Origin of the sequence: Paenibacillus sp. MABNR03, from assembly GCF_050455445.1 — a bacterium.
Lineage (GTDB): Bacteria > Bacillota > Bacilli > Paenibacillales > Paenibacillaceae > Paenibacillus > Paenibacillus xylanilyticus.
The window spans coordinates 182,112-202,303 of the sequence record NZ_JBCIYR010000007.1 but is presented as its reverse complement, the minus strand read 5'-3'; the positions used below and the strand labels follow the sequence as shown (position 1 = coordinate 202,303).

Annotated in this window: 22 protein-coding genes; 2 read left to right on the top strand and 20 right to left on the bottom strand. The window is 48.1% G+C overall.

Features of this window, described 5'->3' with window-relative positions; all coding sequences use genetic code 11:
• Window positions 1-433: 433 nt before the first annotated feature.
• On the bottom strand, window positions 434-1,315 hold the full coding sequence (locus tag AAIH57_RS26345) for a nucleotidyltransferase-like protein (protein ID WP_312884266.1): 882 nt from the start codon (window positions 1,313-1,315) through the stop codon (window positions 434-436).
• A gap of 122 nt (window positions 1,316-1,437) precedes the next feature.
• On the opposite strand from AAIH57_RS26345, the gene AAIH57_RS26340 reads away from it, so the two are divergent.
• Complete coding sequence (locus tag AAIH57_RS26340; RefSeq protein ID WP_430023566.1) at window positions 1,438-1,836, top strand: YgzB family protein; 399 nt, start codon at window positions 1,438-1,440, stop codon at window positions 1,834-1,836.
• Between the two features lie 129 nt (window positions 1,837-1,965).
• Here the strand turns inward: AAIH57_RS26340 and AAIH57_RS26335 are convergent, their stop codons facing one another.
• The 17 genes from AAIH57_RS26335 to AAIH57_RS26255 all read right to left on the bottom strand — a co-directional run bounded on the left by AAIH57_RS26335 (window position 1,966) and on the right by AAIH57_RS26255 (window position 15,587).
• Window positions 1,966-3,714, bottom strand: coding sequence for a glycosyl hydrolase family 18 protein (locus AAIH57_RS26335; protein ID WP_430023565.1), 1,749 nt, complete (start codon window positions 3,712-3,714; stop codon window positions 1,966-1,968).
• Window positions 3,715-3,834: 120 nt separating this feature from the next.
• Window positions 3,835-4,257, bottom strand: coding sequence for a peroxide-responsive transcriptional repressor PerR (gene perR / locus AAIH57_RS26330; protein ID WP_024631328.1), 423 nt, complete (start codon window positions 4,255-4,257; stop codon window positions 3,835-3,837).
• 167 nt (window positions 4,258-4,424) lie between these two features.
• Window positions 4,425-5,828 (bottom strand): DUF4097 family beta strand repeat-containing protein, encoded by a 1,404-nt coding sequence (locus tag AAIH57_RS26325; RefSeq protein WP_430023564.1) that lies wholly within the window; start codon window positions 5,826-5,828, stop codon window positions 4,425-4,427.
• Window positions 5,829-5,852: 24 nt separating this feature from the next.
• Window positions 5,853-6,446, bottom strand: a complete 594-nt coding sequence (locus AAIH57_RS26320) for a hypothetical protein (RefSeq protein WP_430023562.1) — start codon at window positions 6,444-6,446, stop codon at window positions 5,853-5,855.
• A gap of 147 nt (window positions 6,447-6,593) precedes the next feature.
• Window positions 6,594-7,304, bottom strand: coding sequence for an MgtC/SapB family protein (locus tag AAIH57_RS26315; RefSeq protein WP_175395356.1), 711 nt, complete (start codon window positions 7,302-7,304; stop codon window positions 6,594-6,596).
• Between the two features lie 33 nt (window positions 7,305-7,337).
• Complete coding sequence (locus AAIH57_RS26310) at window positions 7,338-7,802, bottom strand: GNAT family N-acetyltransferase (protein ID WP_430023561.1); 465 nt, start codon at window positions 7,800-7,802, stop codon at window positions 7,338-7,340.
• 124 nt (window positions 7,803-7,926) lie between these two features.
• Window positions 7,927-9,366, bottom strand: coding sequence for an Asp-tRNA(Asn)/Glu-tRNA(Gln) amidotransferase subunit GatB (gatB, locus tag AAIH57_RS26305; protein WP_095292521.1), 1,440 nt, complete (start codon window positions 9,364-9,366; stop codon window positions 7,927-7,929).
• A gap of 26 nt (window positions 9,367-9,392) precedes the next feature.
• Window positions 9,393-10,850 carry an Asp-tRNA(Asn)/Glu-tRNA(Gln) amidotransferase subunit GatA gene (gene gatA, locus AAIH57_RS26300; protein ID WP_175395354.1) on the bottom strand — a complete coding sequence of 486 codons (1,458 nt, stop codon included), beginning with the start codon at window positions 10,848-10,850 and terminating at the stop codon, window positions 9,393-9,395.
• A 28-nt stretch (window positions 10,851-10,878) separates the two neighbouring features.
• A complete protein-coding gene (gene gatC / locus AAIH57_RS26295) occupies window positions 10,879-11,166 on the bottom strand; it encodes an Asp-tRNA(Asn)/Glu-tRNA(Gln) amidotransferase subunit GatC (RefSeq protein ID WP_175395353.1) in 288 nt (95 codons plus the stop codon).
• Window positions 11,167-11,387: 221 nt separating this feature from the next.
• Window positions 11,388-11,771 (bottom strand): hypothetical protein, encoded by a 384-nt coding sequence (locus AAIH57_RS26290; RefSeq protein WP_024631336.1) that lies wholly within the window; start codon window positions 11,769-11,771, stop codon window positions 11,388-11,390.
• Window positions 11,772-11,923: 152 nt separating this feature from the next.
• On the bottom strand, window positions 11,924-12,139 hold the full coding sequence (locus AAIH57_RS26285) for a hypothetical protein (RefSeq protein ID WP_175395352.1): 216 nt from the start codon (window positions 12,137-12,139) through the stop codon (window positions 11,924-11,926).
• Window positions 12,132-12,470, bottom strand: a complete 339-nt coding sequence (locus AAIH57_RS26280; RefSeq protein ID WP_430023560.1) for a DUF5345 family protein — start codon at window positions 12,468-12,470, stop codon at window positions 12,132-12,134. Before AAIH57_RS26280 ends, AAIH57_RS26285 begins: the two co-directional genes overlap by 8 nt.
• Complete coding sequence (gene sigY / locus AAIH57_RS26275) at window positions 12,467-13,009, bottom strand: RNA polymerase sigma factor SigY (protein WP_430023559.1); 543 nt, start codon at window positions 13,007-13,009, stop codon at window positions 12,467-12,469. The genes AAIH57_RS26280 and sigY overlap by 4 nt, the downstream gene beginning before the upstream one ends.
• A 98-nt stretch (window positions 13,010-13,107) precedes the next feature.
• The gene (locus AAIH57_RS26270) at window positions 13,108-13,359 is read right to left on the bottom strand and encodes a hypothetical protein (protein WP_430023558.1); all 252 of its coding nucleotides are present in this window, start codon (window positions 13,357-13,359) and stop codon (window positions 13,108-13,110) included.
• A 402-nt stretch (window positions 13,360-13,761) separates the two neighbouring features.
• Entirely contained in the window at window positions 13,762-14,394 is a 633-nt protein-coding gene (locus tag AAIH57_RS26265) for an MBL fold metallo-hydrolase (protein ID WP_413037234.1), read from the bottom strand.
• A 6-nt stretch (window positions 14,395-14,400) separates the two neighbouring features.
• Window positions 14,401-14,970: a thioredoxin family protein gene (locus AAIH57_RS26260; protein ID WP_175395348.1), complete on the bottom strand. Its 570-nt coding sequence runs from the start codon at window positions 14,968-14,970 to the stop codon at window positions 14,401-14,403.
• Window positions 14,971-14,972: 2 nt separating this feature from the next.
• The gene (locus AAIH57_RS26255; RefSeq protein WP_413037235.1) at window positions 14,973-15,587 is read right to left on the bottom strand and encodes a DedA family protein; all 615 of its coding nucleotides are present in this window, start codon (window positions 15,585-15,587) and stop codon (window positions 14,973-14,975) included.
• Window positions 15,588-15,748: 161 nt separating this feature from the next.
• Here AAIH57_RS26255 and AAIH57_RS26250 point away from each other — a divergent pair, with 161 nt between their 5' ends.
• Entirely contained in the window at window positions 15,749-16,096 is a 348-nt protein-coding gene (locus tag AAIH57_RS26250; RefSeq protein WP_175395346.1) for a dehydrogenase, read from the top strand.
• A gap of 117 nt (window positions 16,097-16,213) precedes the next feature.
• Here the strand turns inward: AAIH57_RS26250 and AAIH57_RS26245 are convergent, their stop codons facing one another.
• Both AAIH57_RS26245 and AAIH57_RS26240 read right to left on the bottom strand, forming a co-directional pair.
• A complete protein-coding gene (locus AAIH57_RS26245; protein WP_430023557.1) occupies window positions 16,214-18,571 on the bottom strand; it encodes an O-antigen ligase family protein in 2,358 nt (785 codons plus the stop codon).
• A 255-nt stretch (window positions 18,572-18,826) separates the two neighbouring features.
• Window positions 18,827-20,101 carry a class I SAM-dependent methyltransferase gene (locus tag AAIH57_RS26240; RefSeq protein WP_430023556.1) on the bottom strand — a complete coding sequence of 425 codons (1,275 nt, stop codon included), beginning with the start codon at window positions 20,099-20,101 and terminating at the stop codon, window positions 18,827-18,829.
• Between the last annotated feature and the right edge of the window lie 91 nt (window positions 20,102-20,192).

The window sequence follows — 20,192 nt, the reverse complement described above, 5'->3', positions numbered from 1 at the left end:
AGGATCAAACTCTCCAATAAAGTATTGAAAAGAGCGATTAGCTCATTTTGAATCTGACGAGATTAAAAATCTCAATTTTGATCTTGCAAGCAAGATCGTTACTCACTCGTTGTTCAGTTTTCAAAGATCAAACTTGATTTATCTGACTCTTTTTTCGTCAACCACATTTTCAGCGGCGACTTAAATAATGTATCACATTCAAGTTGTTTTCGTCAAGGACTTTTTTTATTTCTTTTTTTGAAACATTTGTTCTTAACTTTTCCCTCAACGATTTCATCTTGTTTTAGCGATTAGCTCGTTTGGGGAACGAAATATAATGTATCACATTCTCTATTTCAGAGTCAACCTGTTTTAATTATTTATTTATACAAACAAAAAAGGAAGGTTTCCCCTCCTTTTTCCGAAACAATATTAACTAGGTTACGTGCCTTGTTCAGGCTTCAATCCAATACCGGATTTCCCGCCCCTCGCCTCCTATTAAGGACGGCCACCCAGCCGACTCTTTTACTATAGAACGAAACACCAGCTTCCGAAGAATCAATGGCAGGTCTTCCCCCACAAACCTCAATTGCGGATGATGGACGAGCTCATCTATGCTCCACGCTTCCTTCCGACTTCGAATTACCCGCAAAAGCAATTCGGAACAATCACTCATTTTGGACATAACAGAAAATTCACAAGCGAGGAGGACGAGTTCCACCCGCTGCTCCAATGTCTCCGAACTAACGGTCAGCTCCTGATAAAGCTTCCAGAGTGCCCGGTCCAAGTTCTGCACATGTGTCCAAACGGCATGGTCAGGGTATACGCCCTGTTCGATCAGTACAATCCTGGCCCAGTTACCCAGAGCCTCCAGTACATTGTAATACGCATCAACGACATGCCCTTCCTGGATGTGCCGCTTGGCTTCCACATACATTCTGAGAAAGCTTGCGAATTCGTGCAGTAGCTTTTGTTCGCGCAATTCCAATCCAAAAGCAGACAATTCCTCTCGCAGGGCACTTAGCGCACCATCTGCTTCCCAAATAATCTCGCCCTCAATCAAACATTGCATCAGATTGTTATTGTCCCCGGTAATTACACTGCTCTGCAGTTGATGACGCCCCGCGTAGATCATTTGATAACGCAGATCGCCATATCGGTAATGCCCAACCTTCGATATAATCTGATCTGTATTACAGACAATGAGTACAAGCAGTTCAAAATCCTGAATCAGGGAGCCGTGGAATCGCTCACCCGGATGGGAATAAGCGATAGCCCCAACTGCCCCTGACTCTTCCGACTGTCCGGACAAAAAAGCTAGGTTCTTTAATTCCACGATTCCCTCCATACAATTCATGGCAGATAAGCGCCAAGTCAGTTATAATGTAATTCTACATGCAGACTGAAGTTTCCTTCTTTTCCAGGTCCAATACTACTCATACGATAGGAGCATTTTTCATGGTGTTTAAATCCGCTAAAATTAATGCTTTTCGCACTTGGGGATTGCTGCTTACCATGCTAGGCATGGGCCTAATGGTACTGGGAACAGCCGGAATTGTGTTTTGGGGACATGCAGGCAAGGTGTTTGCTGCCGTGGGACTCGTTATCGGTCTGGTTGCCATAATGGCCAGTTTGGCCATTTACTTTTGGGCTGGCATGCTGTCCACGAGCGCTGTTCAAGTGGATTGCCCCGAATGTGGCAAGTTGACCAAAATGCTTGGCAAGACGGATCGCTGTATGTTCTGCCATACGATCCTCACCCTGGATCCCAATCAGGCCAACACAAACCGTCCTCATCTGAAAGCGCCTTCCCCACCAGCTGCTGACGTGGATCATGGCATAAGTCCAAAGGGTTAGCCTCTCTTCTCATCTCAGATCAAGAGCAAACAGAAAAAGGCCCGGCGTCTAAACCGGACCTTTTTTGCGTTTTTTTTCAATTAGTGACTCAATTCATATTAAAAAATAAGTTCAATATCCGTTTTACTTTTAACGACCCACCTGCTGTAACGTCTGCCAGGCCGAAGCATTGGCAAAACTGCGATTCCAGGCGGCTACACCACCCAGTTTCAATGAATCAATCAGATCCACACGAGCCTGTAGTGAAGCAGCATCTTCGATCCAAATCTTTTTGGTGGCTCCGTCTTCGGAGTATTCCACATAATTCTGTCCACTTTCTTTATCCAGCACAGGTTTGAGCTTCTTTTCTTTGATCAGATCGGCTACGGTATCCATGCCTACTGCTTTCGAGGACACTTTAACCTCTCCCTGTTCATCTGTTTCCTCTGTCCAGATTCGTGTATATAGCGGAACAGCCATAATCAATTTGTTTGAAGGCACTTCATCTTCTTCAAGAATTCGTCTCATGGAGGACTCGGTCCATGGCAGTGAAGCGACGGAACCAGCCTTCGGACTGGCAGCCCAGTGTTCATCATATGCCATAACAACAATATAATCGGCAAAGGAGCCAAGTGAACGTCGATCCAGAAAAGCAGACCACATCTCACTATTCGATTTTGGAGTTACATCTACAGATAGCATCAGTCCATGTATACGAGCCATCGCCTTAATCTCGCGAACAAATTGAGTGATATTGGGTCCATCTTCTGTATATACGTTCTCAAAATCAATATTAATGCCATCCAATTGATAGGTATCGGCGTATTCCAGCATCTGTTCGATGATATGCGTGCGAGTCTCATAAGAGGATACCGCTTCTTTTGTAATATCCGGGTCAAAACTGTTATCCATCAGACCCCAAACTTCCATCCCGGAACGGTGAGCCCAGTTAACATACGCTTTGTCAGCTTTGCTTTTCAAGTTGCCTTGACCGTCCGTAATATGGAACCACGTTGGACTGACGACATTAACACCTGGCATCTTACCGATGGAACCGACATCGGGCTGACGATTGTACACAGCCTCCCACACCAGATTTACCGATTTGCTCTGCCACTTCTTCTCTGCTGCAGTCAACGTAAATTTGGGCTTGTCCAGCTCCTTTTTCTCTGTGAGAGAAATATATTTATTGTCCACGTATCCAGCGTAGCCGTTATCCAGCTGAACAAAGCTCTGTTCATCACCTGTTTGCCATACCCGTACTCGGGCTTTCTGTTCCATATCTGCAATAATCGGGGATGACTCCCCACCACGTTTATACAAAGGAACGGTTTTATCTGATTTGGATGACAGGGTATCAATCTCCGCATATTGAATCGTGTCTCCTCCACGCATCAGCAGCACGGCACCCGTGGTCGTATCCTCCTGAATGGCTATGCCATAAACTTCCTTCAAAGGTTTTAGCGGGATATACGCCTCTCCTCCAATGACCTCCGGCTTGACGGACATGGGATAATCCGAATGATTAAGCTCCGCCTTGGTGCTGCCTTCCTTCATGTGAAGCACACGTTGCGGCGTCGCAATAATAATATCACCTGTGTCCGCTTCATATCGTATGCCCGGATCAATGGCCTCCTGAAGCACCTTCACAGGCAGCTTAAGCTGTTCTCCCGTACCGGAAGCTTCACCATCCATCAACTGTCCATCCACAAAAACAGGCTGATTCATTCCGAGCCAATCGGGATCTTCGTGAATTTGATTGAGCCATACATTCGTTATAAACCAGTACGCACCGCCTGCTATAAGACAGGCCCCTAAGAACCCAGGCCAGAACGAGCGTCGCTTCCTCTGCCGTGTATATCTGCTTTTTCTACTCAAACGCCTACCTCCGTTAATCATGCTGAATCATAAAGATATATTTGCAGCTTGAAAACCATGATGTATTTTTTTATCCCCAAAAACAAAAAACGTGTAGAATCCAAACTGAATTCTGCACGTTAATATTGTAATTCAACTCTCTTAATCCCTGCAACTTTTACAAACACCATAAACTTCCAAACGGTGTCCGTGGACTTCAAATCCGGTACTTGATTCCGCCTGGAGCTCAACGCTTTTGAGCGAAGGATAACTGAAATCTTCAATTTTACCGCATTTATCACAAATGACATGATAATGATCCGTTACATTGGCATCGAAGCGGCTGGAGTTATCTCCGTATGTCAATTCCCGAACCATGCCGGCTTCCAGAAACATCTTCAAATTGTTATATACAGTCGCCACGCTCATACTGGGAAACTGGGGTTCAAGCGCACGGTAAATTTCATCGGCTGTCGGATGCCCCATGGATTCCATCAGATAATTCAATATGGCATGGCGCTGGGGTGTAATACGGACACCGGTCGTTTTCAGATGCTCCAACGCATGTTGGACACGTGTTGCCATAAAACCCACCGCCTTACCTTTCATTCTCTAAGAAGACCAGATCATTCACGTCTTGTCTATCAGAGTTGATTCTTGACAAAGAACACGACCTCAATCTTTCCTGTCATGTAACCTTGCCATTTATTATTTATTGTACGGCGATTGTAAGTTTATTGTCAACGCGGCAGTTACGGAACTTCAGACGCATTGTCCTGGGAATTGTCTCCGTTTTCGGTAATCTGCTCCATATTTCCGTCTGTGTCTTCCACTTCTGAAGTGTTCACATCCGTCGAAGGTACATCGGGGTTACGATTAATGGTTAGGTCGCTGTTCCCCTCAATTTTAACTCTGTATTCTCCTTCGCCCAGCTGACCTTCTATGGTTTTATTTTGCACGGTAAAAGGCAGGTCCGTCTTCAGATCCCCATAACTGCTGGAGCCGCTCAGACTGTAATCCCCCTGATGCGGGAGCAAGATGCTGATTGCACCAACCGCGCTGTATACATCCCAATCCCCGCCAACTTTGGAGGATACGATGCTGATGCTGCCATTAAGGGACTGAGCCCTGATCGCAAGATTGGCACCATCCAAAGTAATATTTCCGTTCCGCGTTTCAGCGGTAAATTCACCTATAGAATCGGTAATGCTGATGCTTCCCACCTGTGTCGTCAAATCCACATCCCCCGAAACTCCGCGAGCTTTCATGTCTCCCCGGTTACTATCCAGGTCCACATTACCCATGGCATTGGCCACAATGACATCACCGTTTAACGTTTTGCCCGTAATATCACCTACCGCATTCGTAATTCGGATACGTCCATTCCCGGTCTCAGCCAAAATCGTGCTAATGGCCTCCGGACGGTTTAACAATATGGCTCCATTGGAAGTACGAATATCAAGATTGAAACGCCGGTCATCCGGAATAGTGATGGTCATATTCATTCGCGGCTGTGTTTTATCGTTCTCTCCATAAGTCTTGCCCGTTGCCGTAATATGAATAACCTTGGTACCGTCTGTCTCAATAAATGATGCATCTGCCACGGCCTTGGCCTCTACCTCAGTTGTCTTATCTACCCATACTACAGTTCGTACCTCTATCTCGTCCGTATCCCCGCGTTGTACCGAGATATCCCCATTCACCCCTTGAACAACTAGATCGGACGTATCCATTCCAACAGGCACACGAATTGTTCCCTTGTCTTGCATGTATCCCGCTGCCTGGCTGTAATCCATGGATGCTGCTCCCAGATTAAGGCTCACTCTGTTCCACAGGTGCATGTAATGATCCTGTTCTGTCACGATAAATACGGAAGCTGTAAGCACAAGGGAAGCCAGGATGCCTTTTGCATCCGGTCTGAAACGGATCTTTACTTTCTCATCCTGCAACTCATCTGATACTGCCTTTTTCTTACTGCGTGTCCACAGGAATAACAGTATGTATTCCACACCTAATACAATGAGCAGCAACGGCCACCAGTCGACCATTTCATATACGTAGTCCGTTCCCCACCGTTTATCCAAAATCAACAGCACACCGACCGCTATGATTAAGGCGGCAGCCGTATAGCGACCGACCCGGACTTTACGGTTCATCACTTTCCCTCCTTGATTTCCCATCTATACTTTCTTTTTGCGCAGCATGACCCAGATCTCACGTCCGAACAGGATCAGACCACCGATAATTAACAAACCGGCAAAAACATATCCACCATATACAGCTAAAATTTCCTGGAACCAGCGGGGTTTACGGAAAAACAGGACCATCAGTCCGCCACCTATTATCAGCAGGAGCCCAAACGAAATGCCTCGCTCCCAAGCCATAAATGCTTCACCAATAGCTCGTTCGCTTGTTACTGGCTTGTCTATATTTCCATGGGTTGCGGCTCTACGTCTCCGCATCATGACCCAATCCGCCGATTGCAGTACATCGAATACATTGTAAAAGTAGATTACCGGAATGAACAAAGCGAGCAAAATTAAAAGAGGTACATTAATCTGTATGCCGATGGATGAAAAATATAAAAGTGCCGACAGGTCAAGCAATACAAGCAGCATAAATGTTAAACCTCTCATATACAGCCGCAAATAGATATGTCCCAGGCCCGGAATGACTGCACTTAGCAGCCCGGCAATAAATTTATGTGTCCGATTTCGGAGCGGCTTTGTTTTGGTCGTTTGTCCGTTTCTCCTCGATTGACGTTTTCCTTTCATGACATACTCCTTTCTTATGAAATCGTATTCCCGTTCTTCATGCATTTGGTTAGATAGTACCCTAAAGAGCCCGGAGAGTAACTGGAAAAAATATGGGTATGACCAAAAACCCTCCGACACAACAGGCTTGTGGAGGGTTTTGATCATTTATTCTATCGACACTTTGGTCACGTGTTCCCATTGCCTTAATTGGGTTACCAGTTGTACGGTATTGAGTTCATGAGGTACGTGCACATGGAGTACAATCTCAATTTTGCGCTCAACCGAAATCATTTCTGCAAAGGCTAAATCCTGCTCATTCACTGTGATTTTGCGTATTTTGATCTTCTCTTGCTCCAGAAATGAAGACACCTGTTCCAGAAAACCGGGTTCTGACAACGTATGTAGTGTCACAACATGCAGTTTGTTCCCTCGTATATACCTGAGCTCGAGCTTGTTGAATACCCATAGATTGAGCAATACCAGTATCGTAGATACGATCGAGGCAAAAAAGAATCCCGCGCCAGCTGCCAGTCCGATGGCTGCAACAACCCAGATTGAAGCTGCAGTGGTGAGTCCTGTAATGGACTTTCCGGTAAAGAGAATTGTACCCGCTCCGAGGAATCCGACACCGGTAATAACTGCCGTAGCCAAACGGGCCGGATCAATCCTTACATTTAATTCATTGGCAAAATCTTTAAAACCATAAACAGACAACATCATAATCAATGCAGACCCAAGACACACCAGAATATGGGTACGCAGACCAGCAGCATGATTGGAACGTTCACGCTCCAGACCTACAAGTCCTCCAAGCAGCATGGCCAGTAATAATCTCAATAAAATGTGCCACTCATCGATAAACCAGGGATCACCCAAAACTGGTATTCCTCCTCCACAAAGTTCACATGATTAATGTTTATTCTTATGAAATGTCGTTAATTCCACGCCAGGCGCAATTACAGTAACCTCCACGGGTTTGAAGCCGAATTTGGTATATAAATTCACTGCCGGTTGGTTCAATGTACCCGTTGATACAATATACCGCGGAAGATTTGGATACTGCTCGAACACATGTCTCATCAATGCAGCCGCAATACCTTTGCGAAAATGTTCAGGGTGCACCATCATGCGTGTAATCGTCAACGTGTTCTCCTCTTCCTCAGCTACAGCAACGGCACCAAGAAGCTCTTCATCATTGTCCAATAAACCGTAAAAGGTCTCTCCGCAGCTTTGCAGAGATTCGATCGTATCCATCAAAGGCGGAATTTCCTGAAAACCGATCATCTCTGCTTCCAGTCGATAAGCTACATGCTGAAGTCTCCATAGCTGCCCAGCCGTCTCCGGATCATTCAACGCCAACAATTGAATCTTCATATCCACTCTCATCTCCTTCGTACGCAGCTATATCCGAATTACAAGAGTATATCCTTGCCTCACAAAATAAGAAAAGAGGCTGTCACAGGGACGAGCCTCTTTCTGTCCGGCCTTACCGGATGGATTAGCGGTTCAGTACATCTGCAAGCAGTTGATTAACCAGACCCGGATTAGCCTTACCTTTACTTTCTTTCATCACCTGACCAACCAGGAAACCAATGGCTTTCTGTTTTCCCGCTTTGTAATCTTCCACGGATTGAGGATTGTTCGCGACAACCTGCTCAACAATGGCGAGAATGGCACCTTCGTCACTGATTTGCACGAGACCTTTTTCCTCAACGATTTGCTGTGGAAGCTTGCCGCTCTCCAGCATTTCCTTAAAGACGGTTTTGGCGATTTTGCTGCTAATCGTGCCTTTTTCAAGCAATCCGATCATTTCTCCCAGTCCCTGACCCGTCAGAGGCACCTGGGACAATTCCAGGTTGCTGTTGTTCAGATAACCAAGCAGATCACCCATAATCCAGTTGGATACGGCTTTGGCATCCTGGGTATATTTCAGACTGTCTTCAAAAAGATCGGCAACCGCTTTGGAAGAGGTAATCACCTCTGCATCATAATTAGGCAGTCCATAATCAGCGGTATAACGGGCTTTGCGCTCGTCCGGAAGTTCAGGGATCGAAGCTTTGATTCGTTCCTTCCAAGCTGCATCGATATGCAGCTTCACCAGATCCGGATCCGGGAAATAACGATAGTCATGCGCTTGCTCTTTGCCGCGCATCGTCAGCGTTTTCCCTTGTGCCTCATCCCAGCGACGTGTCTCCTGTACCACTTCACCACCGTCATCCAAAATTTCAGCCTGACGGAACTGCTCATATTCCAAACCGCGCTGTACGCCACGGAAAGAGTTCATGTTTTTCAGTTCTGCTCTGGTTCCCAGCTTCTCCTGCCCATGCGGACGCAAACTGATGTTGGCGTCACAACGCAGGGAGCCTTCTTCCATTTTCACGTCAGACACATCACAGTACTGCATGATTGCACGCAGTTTTTCCAAATAGGCACGCGCTTCTTCCGGAGAAGAAATTTCCGGTTCGGATACAATTTCCACCAGAGGTGTACCCACGCGGTTGAAGTCGACCAATGAAGCATAGCCCCCATCAACGTGAGTAAGCTTACCCGCATCTTCTTCCAAATGAAGTCGGGTGATGCCGATTCGTTTCGTTTCTCCGTTGACTTCAATGTCAATCCATCCGTTCTCACCGATCGGTTGATCGAATTGAGAAATCTGATAGGCTTTCGGAGAATCCGGATAGAAGTAGTTTTTACGATCGAATTTGCTAACATCAGCAATGGTACAGTTGAGGGCCATGGCTGCTTTCATGGCATAATCCACGGCCTGGCGATTCAGTACGGGCAATACGCCCGGATGTCCGAGACAGACCGGACAAGTATGGGTATTCGGCGGTGCTCCAAAGGCCGTGGAGCAGCCGCAAAAAATTTTGGAGTTGGTGTGCAACTCCACATGGACTTCAAGTCCAATGACCGTTTCGTATTTAGATGCGGACATATCAATATTCCTCCGTTCCGGGCAGTCTACAGCTGCGGACGCTGCTTGTGGAATTCCGTATTTTGTTCAAACGCATGCGCAACGCGCAGTACAGTTGTTTCATCAAAGGCTTTACCAATAATCTGCATGCCGACAGGCAGCCCTTCCGAGAAGCCGCATGGGATGCTTACTGCAGGTACGCCTGCCAGACTGACCGGAATGGTCAGGATATCATTAAGATACATTGTGAGCGGATCATCCACCTGAGAACCCAATTTGAATGCGGTCGTAGGGGCAGTTGGTCCAATAATGACATCATATTTGGCAAATACGTCATCGAAGTCCTGTTTGATCAATGTACGGACTTTTTGGGCTTTCAAGTAATAAGCATCATAATAACCGGAGCTGAGTGCATACGTTCCGAGCATGATACGACGCTTCACTTCCGGACCAAAACCCTGACTGCGGGACTGGTGGTACAGATCCAGCAGGTTGTCCGGGTTATCAGCACGCACGCCATAACGCACACCGTCAAAACGAGCCAGGTTGGAAGAAGCTTCTGAGGAAGCCAAGAGGTAGTACGTAGCAACCGCATATTCGGTATGCGGAAGGGATACCTCTTCCCAAGTGGCGCCGAGTCCCTCGAGCACTTTCAGGGCAGAGAGAATGGTCTCTTTGACTTGCGGATCAACGCCTTCACCGATGTATTCCTTCGGAACAGCAATGCGCAAACCTTTGACATCTCCTGTCAGTCCACTTAAATAATCCGGAATTTCCACTTTTGCGGATGTCGAATCTTTGGCATCGTAGCCAGCAATGGCTTGCAGCACATAAGCAGAATCCTCAACATTTTTCGTCAGAGGTCCAATCTGATCCAGGGAGGATGCAAATGCAACCAACCCAAAGCGCGAAACAAGTCCATAGGTCGGTTTCATGCCGACAACTCCACAATACGAAGCGGGCTGTCTGATGGAGCCCCCTGTGTCTGATCCCAGCGTGAAGTAAGCTTCTCCTGCAGCAACAGCTGCTGCTGAACCACCGCTGGAGCCACCTGGAACACGGTCCAGAGCCCATGGGTTACGAACAGGATAGAAGCTTGAATTCTCATTCGAGCCGCCCATGGCGAATTCATCCATGTTCAGTTTTCCGATCGTCACGGTATCTGCAGCTCTCAACTTTTCGACAACCGTTGCATCATACACCGGGTCGAAGTTGCGCAAAAACTGGCTGCCGCACGTGGTGCGCAGTCCGTTCGTAACGATGTTATCCTTAATCCCTACCGGCAATCCAAAAAGCAAACCTTTCTCCTCACCACTGACGAGCCGGTCATCCAGCTGACGTGCACGGGAACGCGCCTGTTCTTCATCCAGTGCAAGATATGCTTTAACCTTGTCTTCACGCGCACCAATAGTCTGGTACGCTTGGTCCACCAGGTCGCTGACTGACAACTCCTTGGCATGCAGCTTGTTATGTAACTCAGGCAACGATTGTTCAAATAAACTCACGGTTTTTCGTCCTCCTTCCGGTTATCCGTTACTCCATTACAGCAGGCACTTTAAACTGCCCGTCTTCTTCTTCCGGTGCATTGCGCATCACCTGTTCAATCGACAGGCTTTCCTTCGTTTCATCTTCGCGCATCACATTGCTGACGTGCAGAACGTGAGTGGTTGGCTCAATGTTCTCTGTATCCAGCTCATTCAGCTTCTCTGCATATTTTAAAATCGCGTTCAGCTGTCCTGTAAGCGTCTGTTCTTCTTCAGAAGTCAAATTGAGCCGGGCCAGCTTGGCCACATGCTGAACGTCATTATTCGAAATACTCATTTCCGGATGCCTCCTTCATTTCGTTCATCTTCCCGAAACTGCCTGAAACGAATCGCTCGTTTAACGGGCTAAAGTCCCAAGATAACTTTTTTCATTATAGGGGAGATGGTTCGACAATTCAATGCAAATGACCTGACTTGTCCAATAAGCAAAATAACCCCAATCCATGGAGTTCGTGTAATTATCAAAAAAGAGCCGGCATCAGCCGACTCTCTAAAATCCTAAATCCATGCACGCAGATTAACCTGCTTTATAAAATCCGCTTGTGACATAACATCGTTCGCGGTTTCCTCTTCCTCTTCCACAGCTTGAAAATCTCCGTTCATCAAATGATGAAACAGCTTCTCATTGTGTGTCGCAAGGGCGTAATCTATCAACGCTTCTCGCTCGACCCGCTCAGCTTCCTGCTTCAGCAGAACCTCTTCCAGATCTACGTCGCCGGATGGAACGAAAAAGTTCCGGTTTACCTGCGGCACTCGAAGCACGTAATCGAACGCATTGTCCGGATTCCGGTCATAAGCGATGATGAATCCATATTCCCCCACAGGAAGATTCTGCTCAAACGCATCCGCGACGATGACAACCTTTTCTCCTAATCGCAGCATCGTCTAACCTCCTGGTAGTCTATCTTTAATATTTATTTGTATAGTCTACTAGAAAAGAATAGCGATGTCTACGATTACTAGAATTAAACAACATATTTGTGCAAAATCTTTTTATATCCATAGAACCTGCCGCCGATGGTCGACGATATCTGTTAGGATCGTTTACGCTCTGATCGAACAACAACCAACCAATATACTATAAGAGGTGTCGGAAATCCGGTGATTCCCCACAATCCCCATAACCAGGGGAAACGCCCGCGTTTACGTGCATCCTGAAAAATCCATGTCCCTTGCACAAACAAAACAATTGCGATCAATATTAGCCAAATCGGAGAAATCTCATTCAACGAATAATGCATATTATTCATGATGGGCTTCCTCCTTCCGATTCTTTCCTGCCCAGATTATTGCCGCTGTAACTGCTGCCCCTACGCCGATTGCCTGGATACCCAAATAAAGAGCCGGAGCAGACAGGAACAACAGCGCCCCAGAAGCGATAACCATCAGTCCAACAATCCAGAACAGGAACATTTCGATCAAATTCTTCCGACGTTTGATCCGTCTTCGTTCCTTGACCTGCACTTCGAGCGAAGCTAATGAAGGGATGCTCACAGGCTCATATGCATCGTCCAGCACTTTCATCTGCTGCTGGAGTCGTGTCAGGAGTTCCTGCTCATCTTGCTCATCCGTCCTGCTCATACTTCCCCCAACTCCTTTCTCAATTGACGAAGGCCATAGGCCGTACGCGATTTCGCCGTTCCGGATGGAATACCAAGCATCTCCCCAATTTCATCATATCCATAACCGTAATAATGCTTCAACAGAACAGCAACACGATGTTCGGGTGTCAGTCTTGTCATCGCATCCATGACATCCGTCCATTCTTCATTCCGGCTCTCAAACTGCCAGCGGAATCGTCTTATGGCCTCACTCCGAATCATATCCAGCCAGCCATTCTCTCTTTTCTTACGCCTTGTCTTGTCAATATATATACGGGTGGCAATCGTAATCATCCATGACGAAAAGGCAGACGAACCGTCATAACGGTGAATGTTCTCCATACATCGGATCATCGTATCCTGCACCGTCTCTTCAGCAATATTTGGATCCATCGTAACCTTGACCAAATATTTGTACACAAAAGCATAGTGACGTTGAAGCAGTGCTGCCAGCGCACGATCGTCTCCTTCTGCTGCTCTGCGGACCTCTTCCAATTCGGCTGCCTCCATCGAGTTCATCACCTGCTTCCCGTTTATTCTGGTGTTAATACGACAGTCTCTGCAGAAACGTTCAATGGAATCACAAAAAAATCCGAAGCCGACAATTTCCCGGGCAATCAGACTTGATTCCGGTAATCCTGCAGCTTGTCGAACCAAGGCTGGTTGCGGGCCCCACTGCTTAGTAATCGATCTCTCCATATACTTTGCTGCTGTTTAAAAGGTTCATTCAGATCCTTGCTTTTGTAGTTATGTAATTGAGGACGCGATTTCGCTGATTCAAGTTTGCCAATGTCCATCATAGGACGGGTTTCTTCAATGGAAGGATATTTGGCACGCTGTGCAAAAGGTATGACTCGTTTCTTCTCCACTTCTTCTTCCTCGCTCTCCTGTTACTCATGTTTCATCAATTACTGTTCAATTACTGTTCACTTCCTATTTACTAACTATCATTGCTTCCTTACACTTGCTAACAAAATTAAGCTGTCTGTATTACAATGACTTATCTTATGTAGGTTGTCTCTGGATGGATCTCCACTTACAAATGCTGCAAAAAAACAAAAAAAGAACGCAAACCGGGTATAGACCACAGTCTGCGTGCTTCGCAAGTTAGGGTACTGCTATTCAATGCTTTAGTTAGATGATGCCTTAACGCTTGTAACAACTAATTGCTATTCTAATGAAAAATTTGTCACTTGTCCAGACTTTCTTCGCATCGAAATTTGTCAGCATTCGATTAAGGGATAAATCTCAGATCCTATATCCAATGTTGGTCATCTCGCGGAAACGTAAGGGTTGTTCTGTTTCTCATAACCGATCGTCGTTTTGGGGCCATGACCAGGGTATACCTTCACTTCATCTGCAAAGGTGTACAGCTTGTTCTGAATCGAATCAATCAGATCCCGTTCCCGTCCACCCGTCAGATCGGTTCTCCCTACACCCATGCGGAACAGAACGTCTCCTGCGAACAGGTCATCACCACATAGCAGGCTTACACTGCCAGGGGAGTGCCCCGGTGTATGATAGACCTTAAACGTGTGGCCAACAAAATGTAAGGTTTGTCCTTCATCCATGGCATATTCTGCAGGATCTGTCGAAAGAGGCGGTGAAGCCTGAGGCCAGTTCAATGACCCATTCAGTTTCGGGGAGGTGAGCCAGTCACTCTCCAAATCATGCAAATAAACTGGACAACCCTTCAATTTGCGGATTTCATCCACACCGCCCATATGATCAAAATGAGCATGTGTCAGCAAAATCGCTTCAATTTCCAAGTCTTGAATCGCTTTGAGCAGCGGACCCGGGTTCATGCCCGGATCAATGATAACCGCTTTACCTGGATCTTCGCCCTGCAGCAGATATGCATTCGTCTGGAGCGGACCGAGTGTAAATGTACGAATGTTAAGCATATTGAATTAGTAACCCGAAATCAGTTCACGCAGCTCACGGATAATGGCTGCATGCGACTCCGTTCCTTCCCCATAGCGTTTACCTATTTCCTGACGTACTACAGCCATCTTCTCCTGGTAGTCAGCTGCATCGCGATCCGGATTCTGGCGTTTGAATTCAACCATGACTTCCTGTACATGCTGAGGGCGCGGTCCCCATTGGCCCAGCACGTGTCCACCCGTATCCGCGAAAATAACGATCGGTACGGAGCGACCGCCCATCGTAAGGAATTCATCCATCACTTCAGGATGATTTTCCATAATAAGAACTTCTGTTGGTATACCCGAAATCTCAAGCGCCTGAAATACAACGGGTATGTTGCGAACAACATCTCCACACCAGTCAGCAGCCAAAATCAATACACGCAAATCATCGCGGTGGTTCAGGCTTTCGAAAAATTCGCGATCATCTTCGCTTGGCCATGTGAAGCTGTCATAGTTCGCCTGAAATTCGCTTTGGTTCTTGGTCATGCTCTCAATAAATTCCTTCGGCGGCAGACCCTTACCGAATTTGTGAGACAAGTTTGGTTTACCCATAACTAGACACTTCCTCTCTTTTTGCGAACATTCATCCATTTAATAAGCACATAAACAATCATAAGTGCGAGCGCAACGAGCAAAATTGGCATAATGTAAGGCGCTGCTTTCTCGTTAATATGCTCCCATTGATCTCCCAGTACCATCCCTAAATATATAAACAATGCAGTCCAAGGTATAACAGCAAGTGTGGTCAGCAGAATGAATCTGCCTGTATGCATTTTAGATATGCCTGCAGGAATCGAGATGGCATGGCGCACAACCGGAACAAAACGCGCCGTGAAAATGACACCTGTACCATACTTGCGGAACCACTCCTCGGAATGGTCGATGTGTTTTTTCTGGATCAGTATGTATTTTCCGTAACGTTCAAGTACAGGCCTGCCGCCATAACGGCCAATCCAATAAATAAAGAGCTGGGCTACCACGCCGCCCACTGTACCGAAAATCATTGCGCCAAAGAAATTGATATTGCCCTGTGAAACAAGAAATCCTCCATATGCCAGCACAATCTCACTGGGGATGACTTCAAGCATTAATCCCAGCATAATTCCAAAGTATCCAAGGCTCTGAATCCAGTCGAATAATTGACCGACAATGTTATGAATAACGTCCATCTCGACCCTCTTTCTTCATCCTGATTGGCGGCGCTCTGCAGCACCATGGATGTTCGTCCCTATTTTAGCACAGGGCTGCAGTTTGTTGCTACTTCCTCGAACCGGGTTAGTGTCCTGCAAGTCGCCCTTCGCATATGGTATCGGGAGAGGAGCGTGAGAAGATGTCACCCAAATCAACACCCGGCACTCCCCCGGTCAAACATAGCAACCCCAGCCAGAAGCTGCCTTCAGCCAGAGGGATTCGCAGAGCTTGCAGCAAGGAGCTGTACCGGACAGCCAAACGGCTGAAAGTGTACATTTCTCCCGATCAGATGAAACAGGCAGAAGAGCTCTATTACGGCAAAGTCATTGCCAACCTGCTGTGGATCGGTGAAAACCGGGATAATCGAAAAAAACTATGTGAGTGGTGGAACACCGACGTCAGTGCAGAGATAGCTGCTCTATGGAATGTGGACATGGAACCCCTGCAGGCTGCGTTTCAGCAGGCGTTTGGCGGATATCGTCTGTAGAGTTGGTCAGATTCATTGGATTTCACACAGTAAGAAGCACGCATAAAAAAACACGAATGCTTCTCCAGAATAACTCGGCAGATATCAGAGTCCTATAGAAGCAAAAGACACAAATGTTCAGGGAGTTCGTTCGATCTGTTCCAAAGGTTTGGCAGCCGATGCGAGGATGCGCAGATGGTTGCCATAATTGAAGGCATTTTGATCAAAGGTAAAACGGCGATCATTGCGAGCATTCCGCGCAGTCACTTTTTCGTTCAACTGTTCATAATAGTCATACATTCGCACGCCTGCGGCGGCGGTCTGCCTGGCTCGATCCGGGTAACCGGCAGCCCATTCCCGCCGTGATGCATAAGCCATCCAGTACAAGGCAGCGGAATGACTACGGGTATCATATCGATTCAAGGCAATTGCTTGCTCAAAGTAAGCACCAGCCTGTGCTCCCCTCCCTGCTTGGGCTGCACGTTCCCCCAGCTCCTGGTAGAGCTGCGGCTCTCCCGGGGAGTGGGACAAGCTATTCAGCAGGAGTGCTTCTGCATCATTTGATTCAAACGTACGTGAAAGGGAGATGATGATCTCCGGCCTGTACGGATTCGAATGAAAAGCAGCAATAAATGCTGCCTTTTGCTGATTGGTTCCCTCCATTGCAGTTCTAGCCGAGCGGTATTGCGCTTCGGCTACTGCACCTTGACTAGCCAGCCATACAGTTCCCCCAAGCCAAATCACAATGGCCAGTCCGGTTACCCTTGGCATTACCCGCATAGCTGGATAACGAAACCAAGCAGGCAAGCGTGATTGTTGTGTGGATGGATCACTCGTGTATGACACGGATGCCTGTCTCGCATGGAATGGAGCAGGCTCTTCAGCAGCGGACATATGCCTTTCATTCTTATATGCGTATGCCCAGGCTCCCAGCCAGATAAACAGCATCCACATGAGCGTAAAGCTCCAGTCAAAATCCATGGCCCCATGCAAAACAAAAACAAGCATGGAAGGCATCATCCCAGGAGCATGCTCCCTGGTATTACGCAGGGTGAAAGCAAACCAAGTGCAGATGATGATTAAGCCGATCAAGCCTGTATCGAGGGCAATGTCGATGAGGCCATTGTGTACCTCGCCGCCGACATATGGCGAGGATTGGATGGCGCGGTACATGCTGCGCCATGCATCTCCTCCGTGGCCGAACCATGCGGCCTCGGTCCAGAGCCCCAGGGCGTCCCGCCACATCTGAAGGCGGGACAGCCCTGTGCCGACACCCGCCGTGAGACGTTCGGCGGTGGAGGCTACGGCCAGCGCGGCGGCGGCGGTAACCGCCAGCGCCATGGCCGTCAAGGCTGCGGCGCGCGCTCTGGCGCCGCTGTGCCAGAGGCGGCACAGCAGCAGCGTGCCGAGCAGCGCAGCTGCCCATGCCCCGGCCAGTGCCAGCAGGCCGGGCACGGGTGCGGGCGCCAGCTGGGCAGCAGCCAGCTGGCGGTACAGCCAGGCCGCGCTCGCCAGAGGCGCGGCCGCGGCCAGCAGCAGCGGCAGGCGATGCCCGCGCCGCTGCAAGGCGAAGGCGCAGGCTGCGGCGAGGCCGGTCGCCAGCCAGGCGCCGCGCGACTCGCTCAGCAGGAGCGCAGCTTGCGCGGGCATAAGCGGCAGCGCTGCTGCGATAAGCCGCCAGGCCGGCACAGGCCGGGCCATGGCACGCGCAACTGCAGCCAGCCGTTCCAATGCGTACATGCCGACAACGGCGCCGTACGCATTGGGGTACTGCAGCAGCCCGCCGAGCCTCGCGCCGGCGGAACTGATCTCGGGGTCGGCAGTCCGCATGACCCCAAAGGGCAGCGGCAGGACACCGCACACCGCAAGTATGCCGCTCAGCACAAGCAGGCTGCCTGCTGCCTGCCAGCCGAAGGCAAACCATCGCAAGCCATTCATGCGCGAAGCCAGTATCCCTGCCAACAGGGCAAACATAGCCAGCAGACTCCAACGCAGCATTTCATCCAAACTGCCTTGTGTACTTACAGAACCTGACCAGGCGTGGAGACCATAACAACACATCATCACAACGGGCCAGATCACCCAGCAAGTATGAGTCATTTGCAGAAGTCGCATTTTCGTTTGTTTGTTACCTCCACTGGAGAGGATATTATTTTTCCTTCTCTGGAGTATGAATAACAGAAGCAGCATGCTCCCTACCATCAGGAGACTCCAGGCGGTGAACAGAATGACCCGATACACATCCCCAGGAAAATACAAACCTCTCCCCAGACATGCAGCCATCAACATGATCGAACCAATCAAGCCCAGCGTAAACGTCAATGCCGAATTTTGTATCTCACACTTCGTCATCTTCTTCTGCTTAACGTCGTAAAGCAAGGTTCCTCCCGCCGTATAGAGTGCTGGCTCCATACCGCATACCGAATGCTTCATCCCAGGCTGATCCTTGTAGTTTTGATGCTTAACCGTACGATCATCGTCTCCTAGCTTTTCCATCCGCCCACCTCCTTTCCATCTTGTTGAACCATAATCGCAAATTCCCCAATCCTATTCGATCATGCTCAGCGTGTACTAAAAATAAAAAAGACAGAAGCTCCCTCATAGGGTCTTCTGTCTTATGCATAATCGTCGTCATTTCGATTCATATATAATACATCATTTATTCGCATTCATGGCGAGACCCTCCTACCAGTATGTCCCATTCATGGACATGGCAGACGATCTTCAACTATCGGCTAACCTTTAGATCATTCAGCAATGATCACAGGAATCTGCACCGGTTGTGGATTTTTCGGATGAACGCTCTGCATTCCCTTCCGTCACAACGGTCTCTGTTGTTCCAATCGACTTGGCACCATCCGGCAGCAGATCTGCACAAGCGCGCTCCAAATACGGATCGGCATGTATGAAATCACGGAATTCCGTGTATTCCCTCCACATGTCAGTCATTGGACCTGCCTGGCCGCGTACGGCACGAATCAATATATTTTTCGGTGTATGCTCCATATCGATAAATTCCAGCAGCTGCGTTTTGTATCCCATCAGATCCAGAAGCTTGGCACGAATGGCGTCTGTCGCCAGTGCGGAGAAGCGCTCCTTCAAAATGCCATGGGACAATAACGGATTCATCACAGGGGATTCGATCTGATCAAACAATTCGTGCTGGCAGCACGGTACGGAGAGAATAACCGATGCGCCCCAACGAACTGCCTTCTCCAAAGCAGCGTCTGTAGCCGTATCACAGGCATGCAGGGTCACGACCATATCCACTTCATTCAATTCGTCATAATCTGCAATGTCACCAACAAGGAACTTCAGATCACCATAGTGCAGCCTGTTTGCCAGATCATTGCAATGTTCAATAACATCTGCCTTCAGGTCGAGACCGATAATTTTAAGCGATCTGCGCTGTTGTACCGACAGGTAGTGATACAGGGCAAAAGTCAGGTAAGACTTGCCGCAGCCAAAATCAACAATGGTAAGCGGGCGTCCCTCCGGCAGGTGTGGGATGACATCCTGAACCATCTCAAGGAAACGATTGATCTGTCTGAATTTGTCATACTTGCGGGCCAGTACCCGGCCTTCTTCATTCATAATCCCCAGTTCAACCAAAAAGGAGACAGGGACTCCATCTTCGAGCACATATTGCTTCTTGCGGTTATGCGAGAGATCCACCGCCGTCTTGGATGGGGATTTGGTCAGGATGGAAACTTTATATTTTTTGCTGATCAAAATTTGATAATCTGCCTCTGTCGTACAGAGCAGCCCTTGACGAAACGTCTCTTCGCACAGCAAAGTCATGCGTTCTATCGCCTCAGCCGGAGTCAAATTCTCGTGCAGCACTTTGTTGTTGTAATGAAATGCGAATTGATAATGCAGCTGATTCTTCAGCGTTACCGGCTTGACTTGCACTTTGGTATACGAGACATTGTCCCGTCTGCGCAGCTGGCTCCAGGTCGCTGTAATCAGCGAATTCTGTTCAAAGATGTCTTGTATAAGCTTTCGCAATGAATCCACGGGGTACATCTCACTTTCGATTTGGTTTGGTCAACCGTAACCATACCACAATTCCGTTGGCTCTCCAAGTAAAGGCACCTAACAAGCCCTAATGCATTTG